Source organism: Herpetosiphon sp. NSE202, from assembly GCF_042688385.1.
In the GTDB taxonomy this organism is placed as follows: Bacteria; Chloroflexota; Chloroflexia; order Chloroflexales; family Herpetosiphonaceae; genus Herpetosiphon.
Genome location: NZ_JBHUPY010000001.1, coordinates 191,179 through 217,167, shown reverse-complemented (window position 1 = coordinate 217,167; position 25,989 = coordinate 191,179). Strand labels below are relative to the sequence as shown.

The following is a 25,989-nucleotide window of genomic DNA, read 5'->3' as shown; positions in this document are numbered from 1 at the left end:
ACTCACCATACTAGATCCCAAAGGCCGCGACGTGCTCGGCCAAGAGCGGCGCTTCGTCGGCAAAACTATCGAGCACCGTTTGCCAGCGCTCAGCCGACCAAATTTCAATAAAACTATCCATACCGGTAATGAGCGCTTGGCTCGTAATTGTGGCATACTGGCGTAGGTTGGGTGGCAACACGATGCGGCCCTGTTTATCGAGGCCCAAATCGCTTGCGCCAGCAAACATCAAACGGCGTAAATTACGCGCCGAAGGTTGGCTAATCGGCAGAGCATTGATCCGAGCAGCCAATTCGCGCCAGACTGGCATTGGATAAAGCAGCAAGTTTTGGTCGAAACCACGGGTCAACACCAGACCATCGGCTAGGCCAGCCCGAAATTTGGCTGGAATCGCCAAGCGCCCTTTATCGTCGACCGTATGTTCATATTCGCCCAAAAACATGGCTTGCTCCCACTGTCAAGGCTTTTACGCTCAGATGTTCGCCTGGCAATTGCCCCACATTTCCCCACTTTGCCCCACTTCCATCGCCATTATAGGCCATGGATTATGTTTTTTCAACCGCAGGCCATGGCGCAACATGACAAAACGCTAACAAAAACCAAGCCAAAAGGCTTGACGAAGCATGGCTTAATCTGCGCTAAAATAGAGGTGAAGTAGCAAGCCAAAGCCCGATTTTGCGCTTGACGCTAGCATGCTCATCGCTATAGAATGAGGGAGCATCTTCCTGAGACGAGGCTCACCATGACCAGGCCGCTCTTGCTGAGTTTTTGCAGTGCGACCATAACCGCGCTCTTGTTTGGATTGGGTTGGCTGGCCCAGCTTCCGATGCCTTGGATTTTGGCCTTAGGGGTTGTGCAAGCAGGCATTATGTGGTGGCGGCTTCCATGGGCTGTTGGCAGTGCCATCAGCATGGCGCTCATCGCATGGTTTGCTGGCATTAATCAGGTTGGGTGGCTAGCCCTATTGGTGGGTGGGTGGGTGGCTCAAGGCGGCTTACCAGCCCTCATTTTTCGCCTGTATCGGTATCCTTACGATATGTCGCGCGAATCGGCCCTGAATGGCTTTTTGGCCAGCGGGGTGCTGTTCAACACCGCGATTAGCGCCTTTTGTATGAGCGCCGTTGGTTGGCAAGTTGGTTGGATCGAAGAACATGCAGTATTGGTCACAACTGCCTTAATTTGGCTGACCAATAGTTTGGGTTCGTTGATCATCACGCTGCCAATGTTGCGCTTAGGCACGCCGTGGCTTTCGACGCGCGGTCTTTTTGGCACGCCTGCCGCTTTGCAACGTAGCATTCATCGCACAACCATTACCCGCAGCGATGTCTTACAATTAATCTTTATGCTGACAATTGTTGGCCTCATCGGCTGGGGCATCGATCGGGTTGCCTATATTCCGGTGCAATTTTTAAATGTTTTGTTCCTCTTGCCAATTGTGGCCTTCACCGCCCGCCATGGCTTCGATGGCGCGTTGCTCTCGGCCACGGGCAGTATGTTAATCGCACTCTCATTTTTCCTCGATGAAACCAGCCGCATGCGCCGGGTTGGCACAATGGGCAACGACCGGGTCGCCTTTGCCAGCATCGTCTTTGAACTCGGCGTGTATTACCTGATCAGCATGATCGGCGGCTTGTTAATTGATATTCAGCGCGCCGAAAAACAGCGGCTCGCCATGTTGAGCCATGTCAATCGGATTTTCAATCAAGCGCAACAAGAAGATTTGCTTGATCAATTGGTGCAAACGGTCTGCGAAGCATTACAAACCAATGTTGGCATTATGTTTCATTATGATGCCCACAGCCAAACCCTCAAGCCGCTTGCTTGGCAAATGCCCAAAAATTGTTCGATTGAGGTTATTTCGCATGCACTGCTGACCTACTTCCCCGATGTGCAGCACATGGCCCAAACCACGGCGAGCACCTATCATCATAATGATCGCGATGCAGCCACCACCACCAGCGCTTTTTGGCTCGAAACTGGTCTGGTCGCAGCGCTCTTAGTGCCATTGGTCGGGCGCAACGGCACGTTGGGCTTGATGGCGCTATTTGATCAACGGCCTGAGCGCCATTTTGGCCGCAGCAATATCAACTTTGCCGAAGCAATTTGTTCGCAAGCGGCAATTGCGCTCGAACAACGCGACCTAATTACCACGTTGCAACAGCAGACCGAACAACTCAGCGCCGTTTCAAATATCACCGCCACGCTCAACGCCACGCTCAACCTCGAAGTCGTCTGCCATCGCATCGCCCAGCAAATCGAGCGGGTTGTGCCCTACGATTGGGCCTGTGTGGCCTTGGCAACCGAGCAAACTCGTTTCTTTAGCGTGCTCATGAAAACAGGCCGCGCCGAAGTTGACCTGCTTGATAAAACCTTGGTGCTTTCGCCAGAAATTTGGCAAGATTTTGGGCCAATCGATGCACCGCCCTATCGCATGATTATGAATAGTTCGCCAATTAGCCGCGCTGCTGAACTACGCCAAATTGGCTTGGCGGTGGCTCTGCTCGTGCCATTGCGCCGCGATGATCGCTGGCTTGGCGTGCTGGTGCTTTCCAGCTTCGATCCTGCTGCGTTTCCGCCAGCGCACCAACATTTGTTGCAAATTCTGGCGCGCCACATGGCCTTGGCAATCTCCAACGCCCAGTTGTATCAAGAGCTGGAGCAAGCCTACCGCGCCAAACAAGAGGCCCAAGATGTGCTGCTGCAGACCGAGCGTTTGCGGGCTTTGGGTGAATTGTCGAGCGGCATCGCCCACGATTTCAACAATTTGATTGCAGGGATTTTGGGCCATACCCAATTATTGTTGATCGAAGCGCCAGAAGAGCAACGCGAAGGCTTGGTTGTGATTGAGCAAGCCGCCCGTGATGGTCGGCATATGGTTGAGCGAATTCAGCAATTTACCCGCGCTCAGCAGCCAGAAGATCACGAAATGGTCGATTTGAACACGATTATCAATGATGTGATTAAGCTGATTCGGCCACGTTGGCGCAGCCGCCCAGCCAGCACCATGATTCAAACCCGAATCGAAAAAGGCCAAATTCCGTTAATCTATGGGTCGCCGTTTGCCTTGCGCGAAGTGCTGACCAACGTGGTGCTGAACGCCACCGATGCCATGCCCACAGGCGGCATTTTGACGATTCGCACCGAGCAAGTTGACGACGACGTGATTATGGAAATCAGCGATACAGGCATTGGCATGAATGAAGAAACCCAAGTACGCATGTGGGAGCCATTTTTCAGCACCAAAGGCGAGCATGGTACGGGGCTTGGGCTTTCGATGACCCACGCAATCGTGGTGCAACATCATGGTGGACGGGTTGCGGTGCAAAGCGAGGTCGGCGTTGGCAGCACCATTTCGCTGGTCTTTCCAATTCCGCGCCCTGAAACATCGAACGACCCAATGCAAGTAGGCGGTGCGCAAGCCTTGCAACGCGGCACAATTCTGGTGGTCGAAAGCGATACGCGGGTGCAATCGGCTTTGGCGGGATTGCTCGAAAGCTTGGGCCATACCGTGGTTTGCGCCGATAGCGGCACGCTGGCCTTGGATTTAGCCTATGCCCGCGATTTTGATGCCTTGATTGCCGATAGCGGCCTGACCGACATCAATGCTTGGGATTTGACCGAATTGCTTAAAACTCGTGACCCGTTGTTAGTGGCAATGTTGCTGACCGTCTGGAATGCGCCTGATCTTGATACGCGCCGCCATGTGTTCGATGCGGTGCTACCAAAACCATTTGAATCGCAAGTTTTGGGCGAAACAATCGGCTTTTTGCTGAATAATCGCACCAAATTGGCCAATAATATGGAGAACTAAGCATGAGTTTGCATCCTCAAGCAGTCCATTTTCCAATTGCACTCTTGCTGGTTAGCTCAATTTTGACCTTGTGGAACGAGCGCAGCCCGCATCACGAGCTAGCAATTACTGCCCGTTGGTGTTTAAAAATCGGCTGGTGGAGCAGCTTGCTGGCGGTGATGACTGGCATTTTAGCCGTAGCCTTAGCCTTCGAGCAAATTCGCCAGCAATTAACTTGGATCAATAGTCATGCGGTGGTTAGTCTGAGTTTGGTGGCAGTTTATTGGCGTTTGGTGTTGGGCAAGCCACTGCCTGCCGCAGCCCAAAAACGGCGGCATCTGGTTGGCATTGGGTTAATTGTGCTGGCAGGCTGGCTGGGCGGCCAATTGAGCGAGCGAATCTGATCCACGAAGCGCACGAAGAGCACGAAGGTGCGAAACCGCGAAGGACACGAAGAACGGGAAGAATTATTTTAGCCACAGATTGACACAGATTCCACGGATTATTTTCCCATAGCCTATAGCCCGCAGCCAATAGCCACCCATCCTCTGCGTTAAAAATCACCCTTCGTGTACCCGATCCCCAGCCCCTAAACCCCGATCCCCAATGCTTATGCTCTATGCTCTCTGTTCTATGCTCTTTTTAACTTTTGATTTTTGACTTCTGCCTTTTGATTTTATTTTCATCTCTCATCCTTACCCACGCATCGCCTGATAGTAGCCAATATATTCATCGACCGAATAGCGTTGAATAACCTCGGCAACCACCGCGAGCGGCAGATCGTCGAGGGTACGGAAGCGCAAACACGATTTGCCCATATCGAATTTTTTGCCTGCTTGGCTAAATTGCTCCTGGAGCCAAGCGACCGCTGGCTCGTCGTAGGCAATGCACATCAAATACAAGCTATAGTGCTTTTTCTGGGCCGCCAAAGCCGCATAGCTCAAAGGCTGCTGATTGTAGGTCTTGGGAAAACGGGCGAGTGGCACTTCGTAGCTTAGCATGCCCCAAGCAAGGGTTTCTACAAAGCCCGCTGGCAAATGCTGGAGAATCGTTTGGCGCACTGGCTCGATGACGCTACGCTGTTCGGGCGTGAGTTCGGCTAGATATGCTTCAACCGTCGTGGCATTACTTTTCATCAGCTACCTCCATTGCTTGATAGCCTGTTGGGCTAAATCCAAATAGCGTTGATAATTGGCTTGGGCGGTGGTCAGCCACGCTGGTGGGCGCTCGACCAGCCGCGCATCAAGGCCACGTGGCACTTCATACAGATAGCGCTGCCAACGTACCACCCACCAAATGAGCATCAAGGTGCGATAGATTTCAATCCTTTGGCTAGCACTCGGATCGTCGCCAAAGCGACAGTAGGCCGTTACGAAGGCTTGCCACTGTTGCAGCGTAACCGTTGCATAGGCTGGATGGGTCATCAAATCGACAATTTCAAAGGCAGGATCGCCCCAGCCAGCATTTTCCCAATCGACTGAAACAAACCCAGTTGGTGTTTGCAGGAAATTGCGCCAGTTGCTATCGACCCGACACAAGCTGAGTGGCACGCTTGAAAACTCAGGTGCAGCCCACGTTTCTAGCCAAACCAATAAGGCTTCAAGTTCAGCGGGCAGTTGGGCGGCGGGCAATTTCGCGCAATGCTCGGCAATCAAGTGCTTGCCAACAGCGACGCTGTGCATATTCAACGTTGCAAGCGGCAATTCGAGCTTGCTTGTAGCTTGGCTGATTTGGCGCAACGCCCAATAATGTTCAACCAAGCCTTGCCATTGAGCAGCAGCCTGCGGCACGTTGGTTAATGCAGGATAATCGAGCCACGTTTGCACAACGACTGGCTGAGCAAAACTGGCTTCGTCGAGCCAAACCGCCTGCGGTGCCAGCACCCGATCAGCTTTGGCTAAGGCCTGAAGCGCTTGATATTCGCGCCACGCTCGGCGACGCTCATCGCGAATTGTCCATTTAATTGCATAATCGCTATCGCCCGATTGAGCGCGATAGACCCGATTATTTGCTCCGCCAGCAATTGGCGTTAATTGCCAGCCCCGCCATTGGGTTGGCGCAATTAACGATTCAGTTGCCAAATATTCAAGCAATTCACTCAAAGGCTGCTGCATAGCCAAACTTTCTGCTTGTTACTCATTTGTTACCTTCCAAATACAAGGTTTATGCTTTAATTGAAGAGGAAACATATAGTATTGTGAGGTTCAATGTATCAATCACCACCAACATATCACAAAAATCGATTATTAATCAGGCATTTGTGGTTAAAAATAATACTAGTAGCACTTATTAATGGATCAATTGCCAATATCGCACTTTGGGTGAAGCATCACGAAGGTATTTTCTGGAGTTTCGACTATCAAAAATTTAATATTATCTATGCAATAATGATCGTGTTTGGCAATAGCTTATTTTTCGTTAATTTGATTATACTGAGCCTGATTAGGCCAACATCACAACGCTATCGTTTGTATAGCGCAAGCTATTTGATTTTGATTCTTGTTGGTAATGATCGGCTGTTTTGGTTTATTTTTGGCGCAGATTTTGCCCAATTGTACTTATCGCGAAGTCCTATAACCCTCTTCACGCTGCATTTATTATGGCGTTGGCGACAGTTCATCAAACATTAGCTTTTGCTGCGTGGTACAGCCAAAGCCTGAGCTAATTTCACGATATTTAATTCGCCATAGCTTTGTTGCACAAATGTGATTAATTGCTGGGTATGCTTGAGCAATTGGGCATAGCGGGCATCGCGCAGCCAGACAGCATCAAAAAATTGCGAGGTTTTATCGTAGAGTTTAAATAATTTGGTCAAATCGCTGCGTTGCCAAAGCTCGCGCATTTCATGATCAAAGCTATCGAAGGTCATTTCTTGCACCAATTGGCGCACCTGTTGCGGTGTGTTTTCCAGCAAATCGGCGCTGGTATCCTCAAGTAAATCATGCCAAAGCAGCACAATCGAGCCAACCCGCCGCGTCGTTTCGGGCAGCAAAGGCTCGGCCAAAATTGTCATAGCGCACCAAATCGGGTGCATGGCATAGGGCGTACGGCCATCCCACAAGCGAACTTGGTTGTGCGGGTTACGCGCTTGAAAGGTATGTGCATGGATGGTGTGGGCGATGGCTGCACCTAATTCAGTTGCCCAGGCTTCAGTTTCGGCGTTGATAAGCCACCTCGCTTAGGCTAAACGGCGATTCAACGCCCGTTCAATCCCACTTTGCAAATTGCTTAAGGTCACAACATCGTTCAGGTTGATGCCCAAGCTGACCAAGGTCTGGGCAATTTCTGGGCGAATTCCGGTCAGTACGACTTCGGCTCCGAGCAAGCGCACCGCCCGCGCCGCTTGTAGCAAGGCTCCGGCCACTTGCGTATCGACCACAGGCACGCCCGTTAGATCCAAAATAACGACTCCAGCGTTCATTTGGCTCACGCCTTGCAACAGCGATTCGACGATTTGGCTGGCGCGCGCCGAATCAATTGAGCCAATTAGCGGCATAATCACCGTGCGCTCGTTGATTGGAATTAACGGGGTTGAAAGTTCGCGCAAGGCAGCTGCTTGGGCTTCGATAATTTGACCCTGCATTTGGTCGCGCATCACTTCGGCCTGTTTACGCTCGGTCATATCTTGCATCAAACCCAACATGCGCACCGCCACACCCTCTTTATTTGGAATAAAGAAGCCGCGATCCAAAAGCCAAATGTAATGGCCAGCCTGGTGCAAAAAGCGATATTCAACCGCATAGCTGCTACAGGTATTTTGGGCAACGTCGAGCAAGCGCAAGGCTTCGGGAGCATCTTCTGGGTGAATGCCAGCTGCCCATGCATCGACGCTTAAGCTAAATTCGGCCTTGGGATAGCCCAAAATATTGCTAACCGAATCGCTCCATTCGATGCGATTGTTGATCACATCGTAATCGTACATCACCAATTCGACGGTCGACATGATCAAATCGAAGCGTTGTTGCCAATCTAAAAGCTCTTGGGCAATCTTACGGCGCTCGGTAATATCGAAAAAGGTCGCAATCGCATATTCAATTTCGTTGTTGGTGTCGTAGATCGGGCGCGCAAAGACTTCAATCGAAATTGCAGGCTTGCCAGTATAGCGAAATTCCAAATCATCAAGGTGCACCATTTCTCCCCTAAGCGCACGTTGGGTTGGCAATTCCTCGCGGGGATAAATCGTTTCGCTGCCAACTTTATAGGTGCGATAGGTTTCAGTTTGTTCGCTGACTGGCAGCATGACATTTTGGCCAAGCAACTCTTGGGCTTTGGCGTTGGCATAATAGGGCTTGCCTTCAGGATCGATCACATATAAGCCAACCGGTGTTGCATCGAGAAACTGTTGCAAGCGATTTTGCAAGCGGCGCAGGGCAGCTTCGTTTTCGCGTTGCGCCGTAATATCCATCAACACGCCATCCCACAGAATATCGCCAGCCTCGGTGCGAGTTGGCCGCGAAGCCCCGCGCACCCAACGCACGACCCCATCGTAGACTACGCGGCCTTCCCATTGCCATGCTTCGAGCAATTGTCCCGATTCGACAAACGAGCGAATAAATTCTGGCTGATCTTCGGGGTGAACCCAATTGTAGAGCGCATCGCGCTCCGAGGTGAGGCGTTCTGGCTCGATACCAAAAGCTTGGCGAATACCTTCGCTGACGTAGGGAAATTCGCTCGAGCCATCGGGATGCAGCACAAACTGAAAGACCATGCCTGGCACATTCGAAATAATTCGCGAAAGCCGAGCTTGGGTTTCGGAGAGCGAGCGTGAGGCTTGGGCAGCGCTGGTTACATCGCGCAAGACGGCAACCAAACCGATCACCTGATTGGCATCACGAACTGGTTGCTTGATGCTGCGAGTCGTAATTAACGAGCCATCGGGAGCATTCGAGCGTTCTTCAAACTCGCTGCCAAGGCCACTGCGCAGCACTTGGCGGTCGTGGCTTTGATATTCCGCGGCATAAACATCATCACTCGAACGATCCTCAGTAACCCGAAACTGCTCAAGTGGCAGGCCAAACCATTCGCGAAAGGCGCGATTGGCATACTCAATCGTTAGATCAGCGTTTTTATATACAATCGCATCAGGCACCGTATCGAGCATAGCCTGCAAAATACGATTTTCTTGTTCAAGCTGAGCAACCCGAGCAGCTAAATCGACAGGTGAAGATGGATCGTGTGCCATAGCTGCACTCCTAAAATCCTTTGGCGATGGGCGAAAACGTGGAAGTCAGTTAATTTTACCATAGACGTTTGGGCTAGGGAATAGTCGAAAGGATGAAGGATGAAGGATGAAGGATGAAGAAAACTATCAAGGATGCAGTTAATTTATGAATTATGCAGGATTTCATCCCTCATAATTCATCCTTTCCAAAGGGTAATTCATCCCTCATAATTCATAATTCATCCTTCTAAAAGATTTTGACGAGAATTTATGATCTATGGTAAGATAACGCGCAGCCCCAAATTTGGGGCTATTCTCATGGTATGCTCCCTCACATGATGAGGGTTGTAAATACAAGCCCGCAGATGTGGCGGGCACCAGCACCGCTAAACTAAAGGAGCTATTCCGTGAAGGTTCTGTTGATTCAAGATGTCGAACACCTTGGTACTGCGGGCGACATCAAAGAAGTATCTGGTGGCTACGGTCGCAACTATTTATTGCCCAAGAAGCTGGCTGTGTTTGCAACACCTGGTTTGATCAAGCAAGCTGAAGAACGCTTGGCCAAACAACGCAAACTTGAAGCTAAACAACGCGAAGAATTACGCGGTTTGGCCGACAGCATCAATGGCGTGACCTTGAAGTTCGTTACCAAAGTTGGCGAACAAGATCGCTTGTATGGTTCAGTAACCAGCTCAGACATTGCTGAAAAACTGCAAGCAGCCATCGGTCAAGAAGTTGATCGCCGCAAAATTCAACTCGACGAGCCAATCAAGCGCACTGGTGTGTATTCAATTGGCGTTCGTTTGCTCGCCGGGCTTGAGCCACACATCAATGTCGTGGTCGAAGGTGAAAATGGTGAAGGTAGTGTTCAGCCCGCAGCCGAAGCTGCCGAAGTTGCGAGCACCGAAGCCTAGTTCATTCGTTTTGTCCAACCGCTGATGCCGCGCCAATGAGCGCGGCATCAGTGCTTTAGCCGCTGGTATCCACAGCTTTTCGACTGTGAATCCACCCGTTATCCCAACATTTTCCACATCGAGGTCGCTATGGATAAGTCGTTACCTGCCGATATTAATGCCGAACGTGCCACGCTTGGTTCGATTTTGCTTGATCGTGATGCAATTATTCCGGTTGCGCCTTGGCTGGCTAGCGACTATTTTTATCTTGAAAAACATGGCTTGATTTTTAATGCCCAAGTGGCGTGCTACAATCGCCGTGTGCCCCCCGATTTGGTTAATGTTACCGATGAATTGCGCCGCAAAGATGAATTAGAAGCTGTCGGCGGCGTGCCCTATTTGCTTGAGCTTTCGAATAGTGTTCCCACCTCGGTGCACGTTGAATACTATGCTCGCATCGTCGAACGTACTGCCCTCTTGCGCCGTTTGATCATCGCTGGCGGTAAGATTGCAGCCCTCGGTTACGACGAAACTCAAGAGCTTGAAGCAGCACTCGATCAGGCCGAATCGGAGTTGTTCGCGGTTTCACAGCGCCGCACCACTGATGGCTTTATTCACATCGGCGCGGTCGTCGATAGTTTCTTCGACCAAATTAGTCAGATGCAAGAGCGCGGCGGCGAGGTTGTTGGCCTCAAAACTGGCTTTAACGATTTTGATAAATTAACTGGTGGCTTGCAACGCTCCGACTTGTTGATTTTGGCGGCGCGGCCTGCAACCGGCAAAACCAGTTTGGCCTTGAATATTGCCTACAATGCTGCCAAAGAATCGGAAGCCTGCGTGGCGATTTTTAGCCTCGAAATGAGCCGCGATCAGTTGATGCAGCGGATTTTGGCCACCGAAACTGGCGTAGATATGCAAAAGCTGCGCACCGGCCAAATTCGCGATAGCGATCTGCAGTTGCTCACCGAGGCGCTTGGCAAGCTCTCCACCATGTCAATTTATATTGATGATTCGCCTGGAGCCAGCATTATGGATGTGCGCTCCAAATGTCGGCGCTTGCAAGCAGAAGCAGGCATCGATCTGATTATCATCGATTATTTGCAGTTGATGCAGGGCGGCGGCAAGCGCGATGGCAACCGTGTGCAGGAAATTAGTGAAATTAGCCGTGGTCTCAAAGCCTTGGCGCGTGAAATCAACGTGCCAGTTATCGCGCTCTCGCAGCTTTCGCGGGCCGTCGAAAGCCGTACCACTCACGTTCCCATGCTCTCCGACTTGCGCGAATCGGGCTGTCTAACAGGCGATACCCAAATCTATTTACCAGATCAAGGTCATTATGTTCGCATCGATCAATTGGTTGGTCAACAAGGGTTTAATGTTCTAGCACTCAATCAAGCAACATGGAAACTCGAATCACGGCCTGTTACGAATGCCTTTACGACAGGCACAAAACCCGTTTTCAAACTACGCACAAAACTGGGCCGTAGCATTCGCGCCACGGCTAACCATAAATTCTTAACCATTGATGGCTGGAAGCGACTTGATGAACTCCATCATGCCAGCCAAATTGCCATTCCACAGGAACTTACCCTAGAACTTGGCAGCAACAATCCCCAAACAACAATTGAATGGGAAACAATCGTTAGCATTGAACCAGATGGGGTCGAGCCTGTGTATGATTTGACAGTCGATACGCTGCATAATTTCGTCGCAAATAACATTATTGTGCATAACAGCATCGAGCAAGATGCGGATATTGTGATGTTCATTTATCGCGAAGAGTTGTATGATCCCGAAACTGATAAGAAAGGGATCGCCGAAATTCACCTCGCCAAGCACCGCAACGGCCCAACCGGGATTGTACCCTTGCGCTTTTTCCGCTCAACAACCAAATTCGCCAATTTAGAGACCTATCGCCAACCAGAAGGCTACTAAGTATCGAGAAATTCTCTCACACCCCTGCTCACAGCGCTGGCGCGAAGGGCTTAATTGCTGTTTAAAAAATAAAAGCTGGTATTAGCTGCGATGGATGACCAGCCCATTTTATGGATATTAATCGCAGCTAGGCCTATTGGTAAGCTGTTTAATACCAATTGAGCTATATACCAACATACCGCTAGTTTGCTATAATCCGCTGCACTGAGTTGAATTGAGGGTTCTGCTTCCATCGTCTCCAACATTCTAGCCCAACGCGCCCTCCTCGTTGCGAGGATTCAGGCGATGCCTGCTCCATTTGTGCAGATCAAGTACGAAGTGGTAGACACGATCATCCAACGTTTTCAAAACCTCCACGATCAAAGCCAAACTATTCAAGCAACGCTCTGTCAAACAATGGCCTTGTTACAAGCTGGCAAATGGCAAGGCCCTGCCGCCAATGCATGTTTTCAAGAGTTTGAGCATGTCGTTAATCCCGCATTTCAGCGTTTGTTACAGGTTTTGCAGAGCAGTACTGAAACCACCAAGGCCATTCGGCAGACCATGGCCACTGCCGAAGCCGAAGCTGCCGCGCTATTTCGCGACGATTTTGCAACAATCGGCTTGGGTGGCAACAAGCTACTGTTTAGGCAAGAAAATGGCGAGCCAGCAACTCTGTCAGAACCACCCTTGAAACTACCATTTATCCAGCAGTTTATCGAGAGGGCACTACAATTATTTGCTGAGTGGCACGCGAATTATGGCTCTAAGGTTAATCCCTATCCTGATGGGTCTGTCAGCGAGGCCGAAGCGGCAGTTATTTTTAATGATATGGCTAATGAGTCAGATATTCCCTTCCAGTTTCCCGATGATGGTTGCTATGCGAGGGCGCATGTTATGGCCTATCGAATTTCAGAACGCTATGGTATCGATATTAATAGTGTCGATAAAGTGTTTATTGATGGCAACTTAGAGGCTGAAACCAAGTTTATTTAAAAACAAATTACCCTACCAGATGGATCAACCTATCCTTCATCAACCACTGATGGAACAGTTAATTAGGATTGGCATGTTGCACCAATTATCTATGTACGCCAAGAAAATACAATTATTCCCATGGTTATTGATCCTTCGCTAGCAGATCGTCCCTTAACCATTGAACAATGGAAAGGTATCATGACTGATCCTCATGCTGTTACAAAAATCACCGATCATAATGCTTATAGTCGTAATTATTCTTATAAAGAATATCAAAAAAGTCAGATTGATGGTATTGCACGTAGTACACTTGATACATATTTACAACAATGCATTAATGCCGATTATTGTCAACCATAATTATAACAAAGGTTTTACGAATGAAAAATATACTAAATAATATGATCATGATCATTTTTGTTATCTCAATGATAAGTTGTAGTAAACAGCAAATCCCTACTAACAATTTAACACCGCTAGCCAGTGAGGTGCCTTCTATGAATCCTACAGGATTTCTCGTCTATATCTTCGATCAAGATGCTGTGCCAGGGCTTGGCCCCACGGCTGATACCGCGTGGCAAATTTTGCAGGCTGTGCCATTAGCGCAGGCTGCTTTCACCGTGACCGAGGATCTCTTGCTCAGCTATCATTGGTCAACTCAAACGATCACCTTTACCAACCCTTGGGGCCAAACCAGTATGGATACACCTAGCTATATGTGGGGCGGTGATGGCGCATTTATTGTGGTTTTTCAAGAACAACGTTTATTTGGCGGCAAGGTCGTTTCAGCAATTAGCCCTCGCCGTTTTGATTATCCAGCTATGGCCTTATCGCAAGATTTTATTCTGATGGAAAATCCCGAACTCCAAGGCAAACTCGTCTATTCGTTTCATCCACACTCAGGCGGAATGTATCCACCGCAATCCCAGTTCTTAGCCACCGATCCTACAATCGCCGAGGCGGTCAAAAACCATTTGCGTCAGCTGGGCAAACTGGTTGAGTAGGGGGAAAGGAGCAGCGTTATGCGCTGGATAGGATATTGCTGGCTGCTCGTGTTGATTGGTAGTTGTACCCAAACCGATCAACCACCACCCACGGCCAACCAGTTTGCGATATACATTTTTGATCAAGATGCTGTGCCAGGGCTTGGTCCGACTGCTGATACCGCATGGCAAATTTTGCAGGCTGTACCATTAGCGCAGGCTGCTTTCACCGTGACCGAGGAGTTATTGCTCAGCTATCATTGGTCAACCCAAACGATTACCTTTACCAATCCTTGGGGTCAAACTGATCTCGACGCTCCAAGTTATATGTGGGGTGGTGATGGCGCATTTATCGTGGTTTTTCAAGGGCAGCGCTTATTTGGCGGCAAAGTTGTTTCAGCTGAAAGCCCACGCCGTTTTGATTATCCCGCCATGGCACTCCCTACCGATTTTATTCTGATGGAAAATCCTGAGCTTCAAGGTAAACTCGTCTACTCATTCCATCCACGCTCATCGGTGATGTACGACCCACAATCACAGTTTTTAGCCACCGATCCATCAATCGCCGAGGCGGTCAAAAACCATTTGCGTCAACTGGGCAAGTTGGTCGAATAACGGAGGTTGACCATGCGCTGGATAGGGTATTGTTGGCTCATAATGGTGCTTGTTGGTTGTACCCAAACCGATCAACCACCACCCACGGCCAACCATTTTGCGATATACATTTTTGATCAAGAGGCTGTACCAGGGCTTGGCCCGACTGCTGATACCGCATGGCAAATTTTGCAGGCTGTGGCCATTAGCGCAGGCTGCTTTCACCGTGACCGAGGATCTCTTGCTCAGCTATCATTGGTCAACCCAAACCATTACCTTCACTAATCCTTGGGGCCAAACTGATCTCGATACACCTAGCTATATGTGGGGTGGTGATGGCGCATTTATCGTAGTTTTCCAAGAGCAGCGTTTGTTTGGCGGCAAGGTTGTGGCAGCGGAAAGTCCACGCCGTTTCGACTACCCGGCTATGGCCTTATCCCAAGATTTTATGCTGATGGAAAATCCTGAGCTTCAAGGTAAACTCGTCTATTCATTTCATTCCCGTTCATCGGTGATGTACGACACAGAATCGCAGTTTTTGGCAGCCGATCCAGCGGTTGCCGAAGCGGTCAAAACCCATTTGCGCCAACTGGGCAAGTTGGTCGAATAACGGAGGTTGACCATGCGCTGGATAGGGTATTGTTGGCTCATAATGGTGCTTGTTGGTTGTACCCAAACCGATCAACCACCATCCACAGCTAGCCTGTTTACGCTCTACATCTTCGATCAAGCTGCAATTAAACAGTTTGAAACGTCAACCTATGATCCAACCACACTCTTAGCAACGATTGATTTGGAACGTGCTGCCTATGTCATTCCTGAATCCGCTATTATCGCCTATGATTGGCCACAACAAACATTAAAGATTACCAATCCGTGGCATGACCGGCTGCGAGAAATGCCCTTTTTTATGCAAGAAGGCAGTAAGGTAATCGTGGTATTTCAACAGCAACGCATTATCCTCACGTCATTACATTCAGAAGATACCGCTCGATTTATCTCTTCTGACGAAACAGCTTTGTATTCGAGTATTCAGCAAGACCACATCGTCTATAGTTTTCGCTATGGGTCATTGCTTCAAACGTCCCAACCACCATTCCCATTTCTCAACACCGATCCGGCGATTGCCGAGGCGGTCAAAAACCATCTGCGCCAAATGGGCAAGTTGATTGAGTAACGGAGGTTGACCATGCGTTGGATAGGATATTGTTGGCTGCTGCTGGTGCTTGTTGGTTGTACCCAAACTAAGCAACCATCGCCCACAGCTAGCCCGTTTACGCTCTACATCTTCGATCAAGCTGCAATTAAACAGTTTGAAACGGCAACCAATGATCCAACGATTGCGCTGCAAACAATTGATTTAGATAAGGCATCAATTGTGCTCGACGAAACGAATCTGCTTGCCTATGATTGGAATAATCAACAGATTAATATTGACAAAACGATATTCAGCGATGCCGATCAACAACTCTTATTCAGCGATGCTTATTTTGTGATCGTGTTTAATCAACAACGGATTATTGTAGGCAAACGGATTCTAGAATTTGCACCAACCTCATATGCATATCCCGTTTTATCAATTCAGGCTGATTCGTATCAACCCAACCAGCCAATCCAATATGCCTTGCGGAATGCTAGTTTAGGGGTAAGCCGAGCACCATTCCCATTTCTCAACGCCGATCCGGCAATTGCCGAGGCGGTCAAAAACCATCTGCGCCAACTGGGCAAGTTGGTCGAATAAATGAAGTGGTTCCCTCACCCCAACCCCTCTCCCGTGGCGCGGGCGAGGGGCTTTTAGTTTGGTGGCAGCGCCGCGAATCGCGGCAAACCCATGGTCTTTCGGTAGACTGCTCCCCCACGCGCGGGCGAGGCGCTAGGCCACAACCAAATCATACACTCAACACAACGCTGGATTATTGAAGCGGCATTTTGGTCTGAGTTTGTTTAATTGGTTTGGGCGCGGCTCGTTCTAGATCGCTAGGTTCTGGCAAATCATCAGCAAGCAACAACGGCGAATTCAGTACATGCTCAAGCAGTTCAGCGAGTTGAGGTTGCAGATCAATTGTGTGATCAAGCAGCCACAGCAGTTCTAGCAATTCATCATCAAATTCCCAGCGTTCGGGCAAGATTTTGTCAAGCGGCGATGAACTGCGCCCAGCTGGGTCGGACATCCGATAGCCCAACCAAGATTGTACAACTTTCAAGCCCGAAACGCTGAAATTAAATACCTCGGGCCGAACATGGCTAAATACACCGCTTGTGCCGATGGTAAGTTGTTGCTGTTGTTCATCGTAATGATAGACGTTAGGATATTCGCTTTGGCTTGTGCCAACATCGCATCGCACCTGCCCTCGTGGCACGATACCCTTTGGTTGATCGCTTGGCACACAGCGTTGGCCATAGCTGTGCAGCCAAATCAGGCGTTTACCCAAACTTACTGCTGTGCGAAAAAGTTCGCCATTGCTGGTGATTGGAATACGCGGCCCCGGCGTGCGTAGCTCGCTTTCAAAACGTGCAGTATAGGTTGGGCTTGCCAATAGGGTATAGCAATAGGCCATGAGATCAAGCGCATTCAGCTCGAAGCCAAGCTCACTAGCAAGGTGGTCTAATAACCCTGCTGGCACGTTGGCTTGGCTCGCCGCCGCATCACGCCATAAGGGAATAACATCTTTGCCCCCGCGATTGCGGAAATAATGCATGTCTGGGATTAGATGGCTAATAACTGCTGCACTACCTGAACCAAGTACATCTGTAAGTAGACTGGTAAGATAGATTTGATGTTCGCTATTGGCGGTATGCAAATCGGGCCGTAAAAAATCGCCAACCCGATTATCAACAATTGCCCATTGGCGATCAAAACTGCGATAGCCAATTTGTTCAATTGTAATAGGTATTTTAGGATCGGTTAAGCGTCTGAGCGCTGGCAAGCGGGTTGTTTTATCGGTTAATGTACCATACAGCTTATCAACCTTGCGATCACGGGTTTCGCTAAATAGTTCTGCTTTATTTTCTGCTTTAATAAAATACTCCCAACGGCGCTGTATGGTTGATTGATTTGCCGCAATTGGCCATGTCCGTTTATATTGCATGCCACTAATTTGCCATGGAAACAAATCGGTTATTTTAGGCCATGTTGCATAAGCTCCGCTTGCTGCAGGAATAAATGGATCAAACCATCCTGTGCCACAAGCTTCCCAGACGAGGTCGCTAAATTGTTTGACCTTGGCTATTTGGGCTAATTTTTCTTCTGTTGTACCTTCTATACAACAATAGTGGACAGTTGCAGGTTGAGTTGGTTTTGGTGAAGTGTAGCGTACACCTACTGCAATGACCACTGGTGTTTCAATTGCAAACACATTTTCTGTTTTACGTGCGCCTATATTATCGCCTCCTAGATCGATTAGCCACAACTCATCGAAGATTTGGCGCATGTGTTGGCGCATCCCTGCAAAACCTGGGCCACGCAAATACGATGAGGCCGTGATAAAACTAATCACTCCACCTTGTTGCGATTGGGGTTGTTCAAAAACCTTCCACATTGCCCAACGCCAAAAATACACATAATCGTTATAGATATTTTTAAGATGACCACCTTTTCCTGCATCTATAACTGGCTGAGTGAAGCTATTAAAAATTGGAGGTTCGTGTTTGCTTCCAAACCGTACCCAGCCACCCTTACGTTCAACCTTATCTTGTTGCTCTTCATCAATGATTTGGCGATTGTAGGGTGGATTGCCAATACATACCAATACTTCGGTTGATTGCTTTACCTTTGCTACACGTTTTTGTTCCTGGCTCAGGCTTTTTAGCACTAAAGTTAATTGCTGGGGCGGGGCATTATTAGGTGAATCAAGGGTATCGGACAAATACACATGCACCCCATCGGCGGGCAATTGAGCCTTTTCGGCGGCAATTGCCTGCGAAAACCGCAAATGGGCAACCGCATATGGTCCAACCAGTAATTCAAAGGCATGCATATTTTGGGCAGCAAAACTAGCATACTGGGTGCGTAAACCCTTGCCGCGATCACGATCAACCAGATTGAGGCTTTCTTGCAAGGCAGTTAAGAGATAGGTTCCAGTACCAGTGGCTGGGTCAAGCGTGACGACCTTAGGATCAACCATTCCGTAAGGTGCTTTGAAATACTGAGTCAACAACTGATTAACTAAGCCAACTTGGGCCTGAATAATCTCAATCGGGGTGTAGTAAACCCCACGCTGTTTGCGCAAATTGTTATCATAGGCAGCCAAAAACTCTTCATAAAAATAGAGCCATGGATCACCGCCACTAGCAAAAATCGACGAATCAACTGCCTGAATAATTCGTTCAATCACATCAATCGAGGTAGCAATTACCTCACGGGCATCCAAATCTCCTAATAGCTTGAGCGTATCGGACAGCAAGCGATGGCCTGTACGCAAATTACTAACCGCCTGATCGATCGTGATTGATGCCAAGCCATTTTGCCGCGCTAACAATAAGGCATAAACCATAGTTTGGGCATAGGCATCAGCAAATTCAAAGTCACTGGCATCAGCGAACAGATATGTTTGCCAATTTTTGAACAAAATGCTTAAAGGAGATTCGGGGTCTGGTAAAGCTTCTAAAACATCGCTGCGCAACAAAAGGCACAGCGGTGCTAATAGTTGGGCCAATTCTTTAGGGTTACGCGGTACAGTGGGCTGCCACAACATAAAATCACGAATAAGCTCGATCAAGTTATCAACATTCGCCTTGTTGATTGCCCTTGCACCGTCGCTCGTAACATCACCAATGAAACTAACTCGTCGATTCTCAACAAGAACGCCAGAACGAAACAACAACCAATCGTTGCCATTGGTATAAATCAGATTTGGCAATTGTTGGAATTTTTGCCATTGTTTGGCATCGGCACTTTTAGCGGCAAATTTGCGCGGGTCAGCCTTTTTATCAGGCGCTTTTAATTCAATATGGCCAATAATTAAGCCCGCCTGAGAAACGCCCATATCCGGCCTACCAGCGATAGATCGCTCTTGAACTTCAGTCACAACATTAATTTGCGAATTGCCAAGCATAGTTTGGCAGATCTCTTTAATAATCTTTTCAACACTTGACTTCAATTGATCTTCAGGATTAAATTGGGCTACGGTTTGCCATTTTTGAGTTAAATCACTCGCAATCGCCTGTAGTTCTTTGAGCAAAATCGACCTCCCAGCAAATATCCATTTTTACAAATACCCAAGCATTGTTATACCCTGAAAAAGTTAGATCTGCAATAACTAAGAAAGGGTTTTAAGCGTTTCTAACCCATAACTTTCCTTTAGCCAATTGATCGGACAAAGAACCAAGCCCTATGCTATAATTGCAGCCCTATTGAATGTTTGGGGTTGTGTATGCTTGAACAGTTACTTGAAAACGGCGAAAGTGAGATGCTAGCCTGTTTCCGCGAACGCTTTCGGCCTGAGGATTTGGCTGAAACGTTAGTGGCTTTTGCTAATGGCAACGGCGGTAGCGCAGTCATTGGCATCAGTGGGCGGGTTAGGCCCAAAGTCGAGGGTGTTCAAGATATTCAGGCAGCAGAAGAAGCAGCGCTAGAGGCAGCATTGGCCTGTACTCCGCCATTAGTGCTCCCATTGCCCCAACAACTTACTAGCAACCAACAAACGGTGTTGTTGATCGAAGTTCCGCCAGGCTTGCCGAATGTGTATAGCTTGCATGGCAAATATTTGCGCCGTGAAGGCCCAAGCAATGCGCCCATTCCACCCAATGCCTTGCGCCAATTGCTGATTGAGCGCGGCGAGGTTGGCTGGGAACGGGTTCGCCCAGAAAATGTCGCAATGGGCGATCTAAGCGAGATGAAAATTCAATCGTATGTGGCGCGCATTGGCCCGCCCGCCGATGGCGATCCCTTGGGTTGGCTGTATCGCCGCGGTTGCCTTACCCGCGATAATCAAGCGGTTTATCAACCAACTAATGCTGGAATGTTGCTGTTTAGCATCACCACCGAGCGCGATTACCCGCAATGCGAGTTGACCTTGGTGCGCTACACTGGCAACGAAATGAGCGATGAATTTGAGCGGGTTGATATTCGAACCACCTTGCCCGATCAAGTGCGACGAGCAGAGCTTTGGCTTGGCGAGCATATGCGCCGTGGCTCGCGCATGGTTGGCCTTGAACGTGAAGATTGGACAGAATATCCACCTGCTGCTGTGCGCGAAGCGTTGGTTAACGCTGTGGCCCACCGCGATTATACCGTGCGCGGCGAGGGAATTCGAATCGCAATGTTTGTCGATCGGCTGGAAGTGTATAGCCCAGGCCGCTTGCCGGGCCACGTCACGATCGATAATATTGCCGCCGAACGTTTTAGCCGCAACGAAACGTTGGTTCAAGTGCTGGCCGATTTGGGCTTGATCGAACGGCTTGGTTATGGCATCGACCGCATGCAGCGCCAAATGGCCGATGCAGGCTTGCCACCACCAGAATTTCGCGAAACTGCCGCTGGCTTTTTGGTAACGCTGCGCAACAAAGGCATGAATGTCGCCAACACGTCGATTATCGATACCGCTAAATGGGAAGCCTTGGGCTTGAACGAACGCCAAATCGGAGCCTTGGTCTTTTTAACTGAGAATCGCCGAATTACCAATCGCGATCTGCAAGACCTCAGCCCCGATGTTTCGCCCGAAACGATTCGCCGCGATCTCTCGGATCTGGTTGATCGGGGTTTGATTTTGAAGATTGGCCAAAAACGCGCAACCTACTATATTTTGCGCTAAGCCGCTAGGGCTTGGCCAACACTTTGCTGGTGCAAACGCTGGTCGTCGCCTTCCCAACGTTCTTGACAATTGAACCAATACAGCCATTGGCTGGGGTTTTCGCTAATAATTGAGGCCATCCACTCGTTGAGTTCGTCGGTGGCCTCGCGGCGTTGTTTGCGGCCAAAGCTGCGGCCCAAATGCAACGGCTCTTGGCAAATCAGCCGATGGCGCTTGCCTTCGCGCAGGCTATAACACGGTACAATCGGCACATTATCTTCGAGCGCAAAGGTTGCTGCGCCTTGGGGTGTACGCGATTGCAAGCCAAAAAAGCTGGCCTCAGGGAAATTCGGTCGCCAAAAATCACCCAACAAAAACACCACGCCATTGGCTTGTAGATGCTGGCGCAACCCCCGAATTAACTCGCGCGGCGAGGTCGCATCGTAATCAAAGCCAGCACAGCCAAGCTGATGAAACTGCTCGTAGAGTGGCCGCAACTCAGGGCTACCAGCCGTGCCAACCGTCAAGCAATTGTAGCGCTGCGCCAAACGCCAGTAGCTATAAAAGAAATTGCCTTGATGGGGCGTGTAGAGAATCACACCGCGCCCTTGGGCCAAGGCAGCCTCAATATGCTTTGTTCCTTCCAGCAGCACATGCTCGCTAGTCAAACGCTCAATACCAATCAGCACTTCATACAGCAACAACAGCATATGCTGGAGATAGCGCACGCCAATCCCAGTCCGCCCTAGCCACGAGCTATCAAGCAGCACATAGGCCAGGTTAGCATGCAAATGACGGCGCAAACGCGGCATAAACCAATACAAACCAACGGCCAACATCCAGCTAAGGCCAATAACCAAGCGTTGTGGCAACCAGCCGCCAATACGCCGAACGCGCGCCAAACGCTGCGGATTGGTGGTCAATTGAGCAAGCAGTTGATACATCGTCGCCTCAGGCCGTTGCTTGATACGAGCTGGCAAAATGGCGTTGGTAGCGCTTGGTCATTTGGTTGGTTTCAAAAACCACAAAGAAATCGGTGGTGTGAAATAGAGGATCGTAGGCTGGCTCGCCCGCCAATTCAGCACCCATCCAACGATAACCTTTGATCAATGACGGCAAGCGGCGCACCATTTCGCGCTCGCTACAGGTCATTGGCAAGCAGCGCAAATCAGGCATGCGGTGGCTGGCCAAGGGCTGAATGTTATAACGATCGGTAATTACGTTATGTTGACGCAGCATGCTATACAAGGCACTGACATCAGGCAATTCATCGTGGTTCATGCTGGCGCAGCCAATCAAATGACTATGTGGCCGCTCAGCCAGATAATTGGCAATTCCGCCCCAGAGCATTTGAATTGCCCGCGTGCCGCGATAATCGGCGGCAATGCAACTGCGGCCAAGCTCCAAGGCGTTGCGCAAATGGGCAAAGCGCGTAAGCTCAAATTCGGTTTGCGAGTAAAACCCCTGATGGGCCAAGGCTCGTTCGCCAGGCAGCAAACGGTAAGTGCCAACAACTTGCTCAGAATTTTGGTCGATCACCAACAAATGGTCGCACCATTGGTCGAAAACATCGAATTCAAGCCCATGTTCGTTCCAAAGCCGCGAATTATTGGCTTCTTCAACAAAAACGCGGTAGCGCAAGCGCAAGGCTTGCTCAATTTCGGCGCTCGTCGTGGCACACTTAACCGTCAGACGTGGGGTCGTGCTGCTGATCGTTGCAAGCGTCATAGCGTTGGCTCCTTTGTGATGATGGGTCACAGCGCTAGCCTAGGCTGCTTGCTTTAATCAATTGCGATTGAATTGTTAACAATTATGTTAAATTAAGTAAAATTTCTGCATCGGCAGCTTTTGCTAACGTGGCGCACGCTCCAAACAAGCGCGCACAAAATTCATGGTTTCAGCAGCCAAGGCAGGATCAGCAGCTGTACGATATTTGAGACTGGGATTTGGCCGATTGGCCCATGCTGCTTCAATTAAAGGATGCCATTTGGGGGCAAGATTGGCGAGCGCCCATGCAACCCCAGCCCGTTTTGAGTGAATCCGGCCTGTTGCTAAACTCTGCAACATGCGACAATAACTAATCACAGTAAACGCTTGCGCCCATTGATTGTTGATTGGATATTTTCCAGCCTGCATCTCGGCGGCCCAATCGTGCATTGTATTGCGAATTTCTTGGCGCAGCTCAGCTGGATCAATCGGCTCAATCAAGCTGGTTGGCGGCGGCCCAAACAAGGCAATGCCATATTCGCGCACCGTCCAGCGCATCACCAATTCATTATCATGGGTCGATAGGATTAACTGCGAACTGCCATTATCCAAATACCACAACTGGGTTTTGTTGGGGTCGGCGCGGCGTACCAAGGCTTGAGAAATATACGAGCCTTCGAGATGTTGCGCCCAGACCGAAGGCAACCCATAAATCGCGGCGTGCAACGCTTGTAATGGAGGAAGTTGGGCCGAATCAAGCTCGTCTTTTAATACAACCATAAAATCTACGTCACTCGCGTCATCCCAATCGCCGAGCGCAATCGAGCCGCTCAGATAGACCGCTAAGAGCTGATCGCCAAGCAGGTTTTGTAACTCTGTAACCAAAATGGCCAAAACAGCTTCAAGCTCAGGGTGATTAATTCGGTTAGGCTGCATTCGAGCCTCCTTTCAAAACGAGAGCCTAGCGATTGTGGCGCAAAACGGGCAAGCGCACATCGGCAACAAGCCCGATCAAGGAGCAGCTATGCAACAGCATTCCAATAAACGGATCATCATATTGCTGATTGGATTTTGTAGCGTGTTTGTGGCACTATTACTGATTCCCGCCTTGCTCATGCAGCACTTCTATTTTGAGCGCATTTGCACTGTGCATGCCCAAGCCAACCAGCTTGGCGACAGCTGGTACAGCCCAGCCAGTCGCTATAGCCCTGAAAGCTGTATTTTTGCCAATCAAGGCTCGATTCCAGTTAATCAGCTTGTTGGTTGGGAACACAACGTTGTGCTAGCGATCTGGTTAATCTATCGACCGCTAGGCGCTTTTGGGTTAACATTGTTCGTTTTTATGCAGCCTTGGCAAAAACTGAAACGCTTCAAAAATATCCGGCTATGACGCACTGCGTGCTATGCTATAATCCCAATACGGCTCAACAATGACCGTGGAGGTTCATGATTTGAAAGATTTTTTTCGGCGTGCGCCGTTACCCTTCACGTCTTCGCGGCGTGAGCAACAGATACCAGATAATGTCTGGACCAAATGCGCCAACTGTGGCGAATTGACTTATCAAAAACAATTCAATGATGCATTAAAAGTTTGTCCAAAATGTGGCTATCACTCGCGGATTAGCTCACGCGAATGGATCGAAATTTTGGCCGATGCTGATTCGTTCGTTGAGCATGATGCAGATTTGCAAGGCATCGATATTTTGGGCTTTGTTAGCCCCAAAGATAATTACGAAGCCAAATTGGCCGCTACCAGCGAACGCACCGGCACCAACGACGTGGTGATGAGCGGCAGCGCCAGCATTGAAGGCTTGCCCTTTGAAATTGCAGCCTGTAACTTCGATTTCATGGGCGGTTCGATGGGCAGCGTCTTTGGCGAAAAGGTCGCTCGCGCTGTTGAACGTGCCGCCGATCGCGGTGTGCCAGTCTTGACGATCAACGCTTCAGGCGGGGCGCGCATGCACGAAGGCATTTTTGCGTTAATGCAAATGGCCAAAGTTTCGGTGGCGCTGACTCGTTTGGCCCGCGTCCGCCAACCCCATATCTCGTTGTTGGTTGACCCATGCTATGGTGGCGTTTCGGCCTCGTATGCCTCGGTTGCCGATATTATTTTGGCTGAGCCAGGCGCGAATATTGGCTTTGCTGGGCGACGGGTCATCGAGCAAACCATTCGCCAGAAATTACCGCCACACTTCCAAACCGCAGAATTTTTCCTTGAACATGGCATGATCGATGCAGTCGTGCCACGCTCGGACATGCGGGCCACCATTGGGCGCTTGCTGCGCTTGTATGAACGACCCACATCATCGGCTGATCATCGCGAACATGTCGTAGCGGGCCACCAATAAGCCCCACGCAGAGGTCAAAACGTGACAACGTTAACTGAATTATTGCCTTGGGATAAGGTGCAAATCGCCCGTAATCCCCAACGCCCACGCACACTTGATTATATTCGAGTGCTGTGTGAAGATTTTTTTGAACTCCGTGGCGATCGCCATCATGGCGACGATCAAGCGCTGGTCTGTGGTATTAGCAAAATCGATGGTCGCAGCGTCGCGATTATCGGCCATCAAAAGGGCAGCGATACCAAAGAAAATGTGCGGCGTAACTTCGGATCGCCACATCCAGAGGGCTATCGAAAGGCCTTGCGGGTGATGGAGCATGCCAAAAAATTCAATATGCCGATCTTGACCCTGATTGATACTGCTGGCGCGCACCCAAGCATGGCCGCCGAAGAGCGCGGTCAAGCAGAAGCCATCGCCCGTAATTTGTTGGTTATGGCCGATTTGCCAGTGCCAATTATTGCGACGGTCATTGGCGAAGGTGGCTCTGGGGGCGCTTTGGCAATCGGGGTTGCCGACCGTTTGTTGATGCTTGAGCATGCTGTTTATTCAGTTGCCTCGCCAGAAGCGAGTGCGGCAATTCTCTGGCGCGATTCGAGCAAAGCCTCGGAAGCAGCCAAAGCCATGAAAATCACCGCCCAAGATTTGCACAGTTTTGGGATTGCCGATCTGATTATTCCTGAGCCAGAGGGTGGCGCGCATATGGATGTGCCAGCAATTGTGCATGCGGTTGGCAATGCCCTGCGTGAGCAACTTAGCACGCTGAGCGAACTCACGCTTGACCAATTGCTTGACCAACGCTATGCCAAATATCGTGCCATTGGGCGTTTTCGCCAAGCTCAAAGCGAAATTGTCGAGGCTTAAAAAAGTCTGGCCAGCACCTTGTCTACGAGGTGCTG

Annotated in this window: 23 protein-coding genes and 1 pseudogene; 15 read left to right on the top strand and 9 right to left on the bottom strand. The window is 49.6% G+C overall.

Going from position 1 to position 25,989, the window contains the following annotated elements; genetic code table 11:
• Window positions 1-10 precede the first annotated feature (10 nt).
• A complete protein-coding gene (gene mraZ, locus ACFMKP_RS00910; RefSeq protein WP_204754854.1) occupies window positions 11-442 on the bottom strand; it encodes a division/cell wall cluster transcriptional repressor MraZ in 432 nt (143 codons plus the stop codon).
• 300 nt (window positions 443-742) lie between these two features.
• Between mraZ and ACFMKP_RS00905 the strand changes: the two genes are divergently transcribed.
• Together ACFMKP_RS00905 and ACFMKP_RS00900 are read left to right on the top strand one after the other, a co-directional pair.
• The gene (locus tag ACFMKP_RS00905; RefSeq protein WP_382288194.1) at window positions 743-3,811 is read left to right on the top strand and encodes a GAF domain-containing protein; all 3,069 of its coding nucleotides are present in this window, start codon (window positions 743-745) and stop codon (window positions 3,809-3,811) included.
• 2 nt (window positions 3,812-3,813) lie between these two features.
• A complete protein-coding gene (locus ACFMKP_RS00900) occupies window positions 3,814-4,194 on the top strand; it encodes a DUF2231 domain-containing protein (RefSeq protein WP_382288192.1) in 381 nt (126 codons plus the stop codon).
• Window positions 4,195-4,485: 291 nt separating this feature from the next.
• Here the strand turns inward: ACFMKP_RS00900 and ACFMKP_RS00895 are convergent, their stop codons facing one another.
• From ACFMKP_RS00895 to ACFMKP_RS00880, 4 genes are all read right to left on the bottom strand, one after another.
• Window positions 4,486-4,926, bottom strand: a complete 441-nt coding sequence (locus tag ACFMKP_RS00895; RefSeq protein WP_382288190.1) for a DUF1801 domain-containing protein — start codon at window positions 4,924-4,926, stop codon at window positions 4,486-4,488.
• 3 nt (window positions 4,927-4,929) lie between these two features.
• Window positions 4,930-5,904 carry a phosphotransferase gene (locus ACFMKP_RS00890; RefSeq protein WP_382288188.1) on the bottom strand — a complete coding sequence of 325 codons (975 nt, stop codon included), beginning with the start codon at window positions 5,902-5,904 and terminating at the stop codon, window positions 4,930-4,932.
• Window positions 5,905-6,416: 512 nt separating this feature from the next.
• Window positions 6,417-6,803: a hypothetical protein gene (locus ACFMKP_RS00885; RefSeq protein WP_382288186.1), complete on the bottom strand. Its 387-nt coding sequence runs from the start codon at window positions 6,801-6,803 to the stop codon at window positions 6,417-6,419.
• 165 nt (window positions 6,804-6,968) lie between these two features.
• Window positions 6,969-8,972 carry a PAS domain S-box protein gene (locus tag ACFMKP_RS00880; protein ID WP_382288184.1) on the bottom strand — a complete coding sequence of 668 codons (2,004 nt, stop codon included), beginning with the start codon at window positions 8,970-8,972 and terminating at the stop codon, window positions 6,969-6,971.
• Between the two features lie 386 nt (window positions 8,973-9,358).
• Here ACFMKP_RS00880 and rplI point away from each other — a divergent pair, with 386 nt between their 5' ends.
• The 9 genes and pseudogenes from rplI (at window position 9,359) to ACFMKP_RS00835 (ending at window position 16,051) form a co-directional block, all read left to right on the top strand.
• On the top strand, window positions 9,359-9,865 hold the full coding sequence (rplI, locus tag ACFMKP_RS00875) for a 50S ribosomal protein L9 (RefSeq protein ID WP_012191060.1): 507 nt from the start codon (window positions 9,359-9,361) through the stop codon (window positions 9,863-9,865).
• 129 nt (window positions 9,866-9,994) lie between these two features.
• Window positions 9,995-11,776 carry a replicative DNA helicase gene (gene dnaB, locus ACFMKP_RS00870; protein WP_382288182.1) on the top strand — a complete coding sequence of 594 codons (1,782 nt, stop codon included), beginning with the start codon at window positions 9,995-9,997 and terminating at the stop codon, window positions 11,774-11,776.
• Window positions 11,777-12,061: 285 nt separating this feature from the next.
• Window positions 12,062-12,916 (top strand): annotated as a pseudogene (locus ACFMKP_RS00865) (WXG100 family type VII secretion target); the annotation flags it as partial.
• 15 nt (window positions 12,917-12,931) lie between these two features.
• Window positions 12,932-13,093, top strand: coding sequence for a hypothetical protein (locus tag ACFMKP_RS00860; protein ID WP_382289437.1), 162 nt, complete (start codon window positions 12,932-12,934; stop codon window positions 13,091-13,093).
• Window positions 13,094-13,230: 137 nt separating this feature from the next.
• The gene (locus ACFMKP_RS00855) at window positions 13,231-13,737 is read left to right on the top strand and encodes a hypothetical protein (RefSeq protein WP_382288180.1); all 507 of its coding nucleotides are present in this window, start codon (window positions 13,231-13,233) and stop codon (window positions 13,735-13,737) included.
• Window positions 13,738-13,755: 18 nt separating this feature from the next.
• Entirely contained in the window at window positions 13,756-14,331 is a 576-nt protein-coding gene (locus tag ACFMKP_RS00850; protein ID WP_382288178.1) for a hypothetical protein, read from the top strand.
• Window positions 14,332-14,467: 136 nt separating this feature from the next.
• Window positions 14,468-14,920 (top strand): hypothetical protein, encoded by a 453-nt coding sequence (locus ACFMKP_RS00845; RefSeq protein ID WP_382288176.1) that lies wholly within the window; start codon window positions 14,468-14,470, stop codon window positions 14,918-14,920.
• 12 nt (window positions 14,921-14,932) lie between these two features.
• Window positions 14,933-15,487, top strand: a complete 555-nt coding sequence (locus tag ACFMKP_RS00840) for a hypothetical protein (protein WP_382288174.1) — start codon at window positions 14,933-14,935, stop codon at window positions 15,485-15,487.
• 12 nt (window positions 15,488-15,499) lie between these two features.
• Complete coding sequence (locus tag ACFMKP_RS00835; protein WP_382288172.1) at window positions 15,500-16,051, top strand: hypothetical protein; 552 nt, start codon at window positions 15,500-15,502, stop codon at window positions 16,049-16,051.
• Window positions 16,052-16,223: 172 nt separating this feature from the next.
• Here the strand turns inward: ACFMKP_RS00835 and ACFMKP_RS00830 are convergent, their stop codons facing one another.
• Complete coding sequence (locus tag ACFMKP_RS00830) at window positions 16,224-19,490, bottom strand: type ISP restriction/modification enzyme (RefSeq protein ID WP_382288170.1); 3,267 nt, start codon at window positions 19,488-19,490, stop codon at window positions 16,224-16,226.
• Window positions 19,491-19,682: 192 nt separating this feature from the next.
• Between ACFMKP_RS00830 and ACFMKP_RS00825 the strand changes: the two genes are divergently transcribed.
• A complete protein-coding gene (locus ACFMKP_RS00825; protein ID WP_382288168.1) occupies window positions 19,683-21,062 on the top strand; it encodes an ATP-binding protein in 1,380 nt (459 codons plus the stop codon).
• On the opposite strand, the gene ACFMKP_RS00820 is transcribed toward ACFMKP_RS00825, so the two are convergent.
• From ACFMKP_RS00820 to ACFMKP_RS00810, 3 genes are all read right to left on the bottom strand, one after another.
• Entirely contained in the window at window positions 21,059-21,985 is a 927-nt protein-coding gene (locus tag ACFMKP_RS00820) for a lysophospholipid acyltransferase family protein (protein WP_382288166.1), read from the bottom strand. The two genes, ACFMKP_RS00825 and ACFMKP_RS00820, sit on opposite strands and share 4 nt — an antisense overlap.
• 7 nt (window positions 21,986-21,992) lie before the next feature.
• Complete coding sequence (locus tag ACFMKP_RS00815) at window positions 21,993-22,769, bottom strand: GNAT family N-acetyltransferase (RefSeq protein ID WP_382288164.1); 777 nt, start codon at window positions 22,767-22,769, stop codon at window positions 21,993-21,995.
• Window positions 22,770-22,892: 123 nt separating this feature from the next.
• Window positions 22,893-23,684, bottom strand: a complete 792-nt coding sequence (locus ACFMKP_RS00810) for an aminoglycoside adenylyltransferase domain-containing protein (RefSeq protein WP_382288162.1) — start codon at window positions 23,682-23,684, stop codon at window positions 22,893-22,895.
• 88 nt (window positions 23,685-23,772) lie between these two features.
• On the opposite strand from ACFMKP_RS00810, the gene ACFMKP_RS00805 reads away from it, so the two are divergent.
• The 3 genes from ACFMKP_RS00805 (at window position 23,773) to ACFMKP_RS00795 (ending at window position 25,954) form a co-directional block, all read left to right on the top strand.
• A complete protein-coding gene (locus tag ACFMKP_RS00805; RefSeq protein ID WP_382288160.1) occupies window positions 23,773-24,138 on the top strand; it encodes a hypothetical protein in 366 nt (121 codons plus the stop codon).
• Window positions 24,139-24,199: 61 nt separating this feature from the next.
• A complete protein-coding gene (gene accD / locus ACFMKP_RS00800) occupies window positions 24,200-25,096 on the top strand; it encodes an acetyl-CoA carboxylase, carboxyltransferase subunit beta (RefSeq protein WP_382288158.1) in 897 nt (298 codons plus the stop codon).
• Between the two features lie 21 nt (window positions 25,097-25,117).
• Window positions 25,118-25,954, top strand: coding sequence for an acetyl-CoA carboxylase carboxyltransferase subunit alpha (locus tag ACFMKP_RS00795; protein ID WP_382288156.1), 837 nt, complete (start codon window positions 25,118-25,120; stop codon window positions 25,952-25,954).
• The last annotated feature ends 35 nt before the right edge of the window (window positions 25,955-25,989 follow it).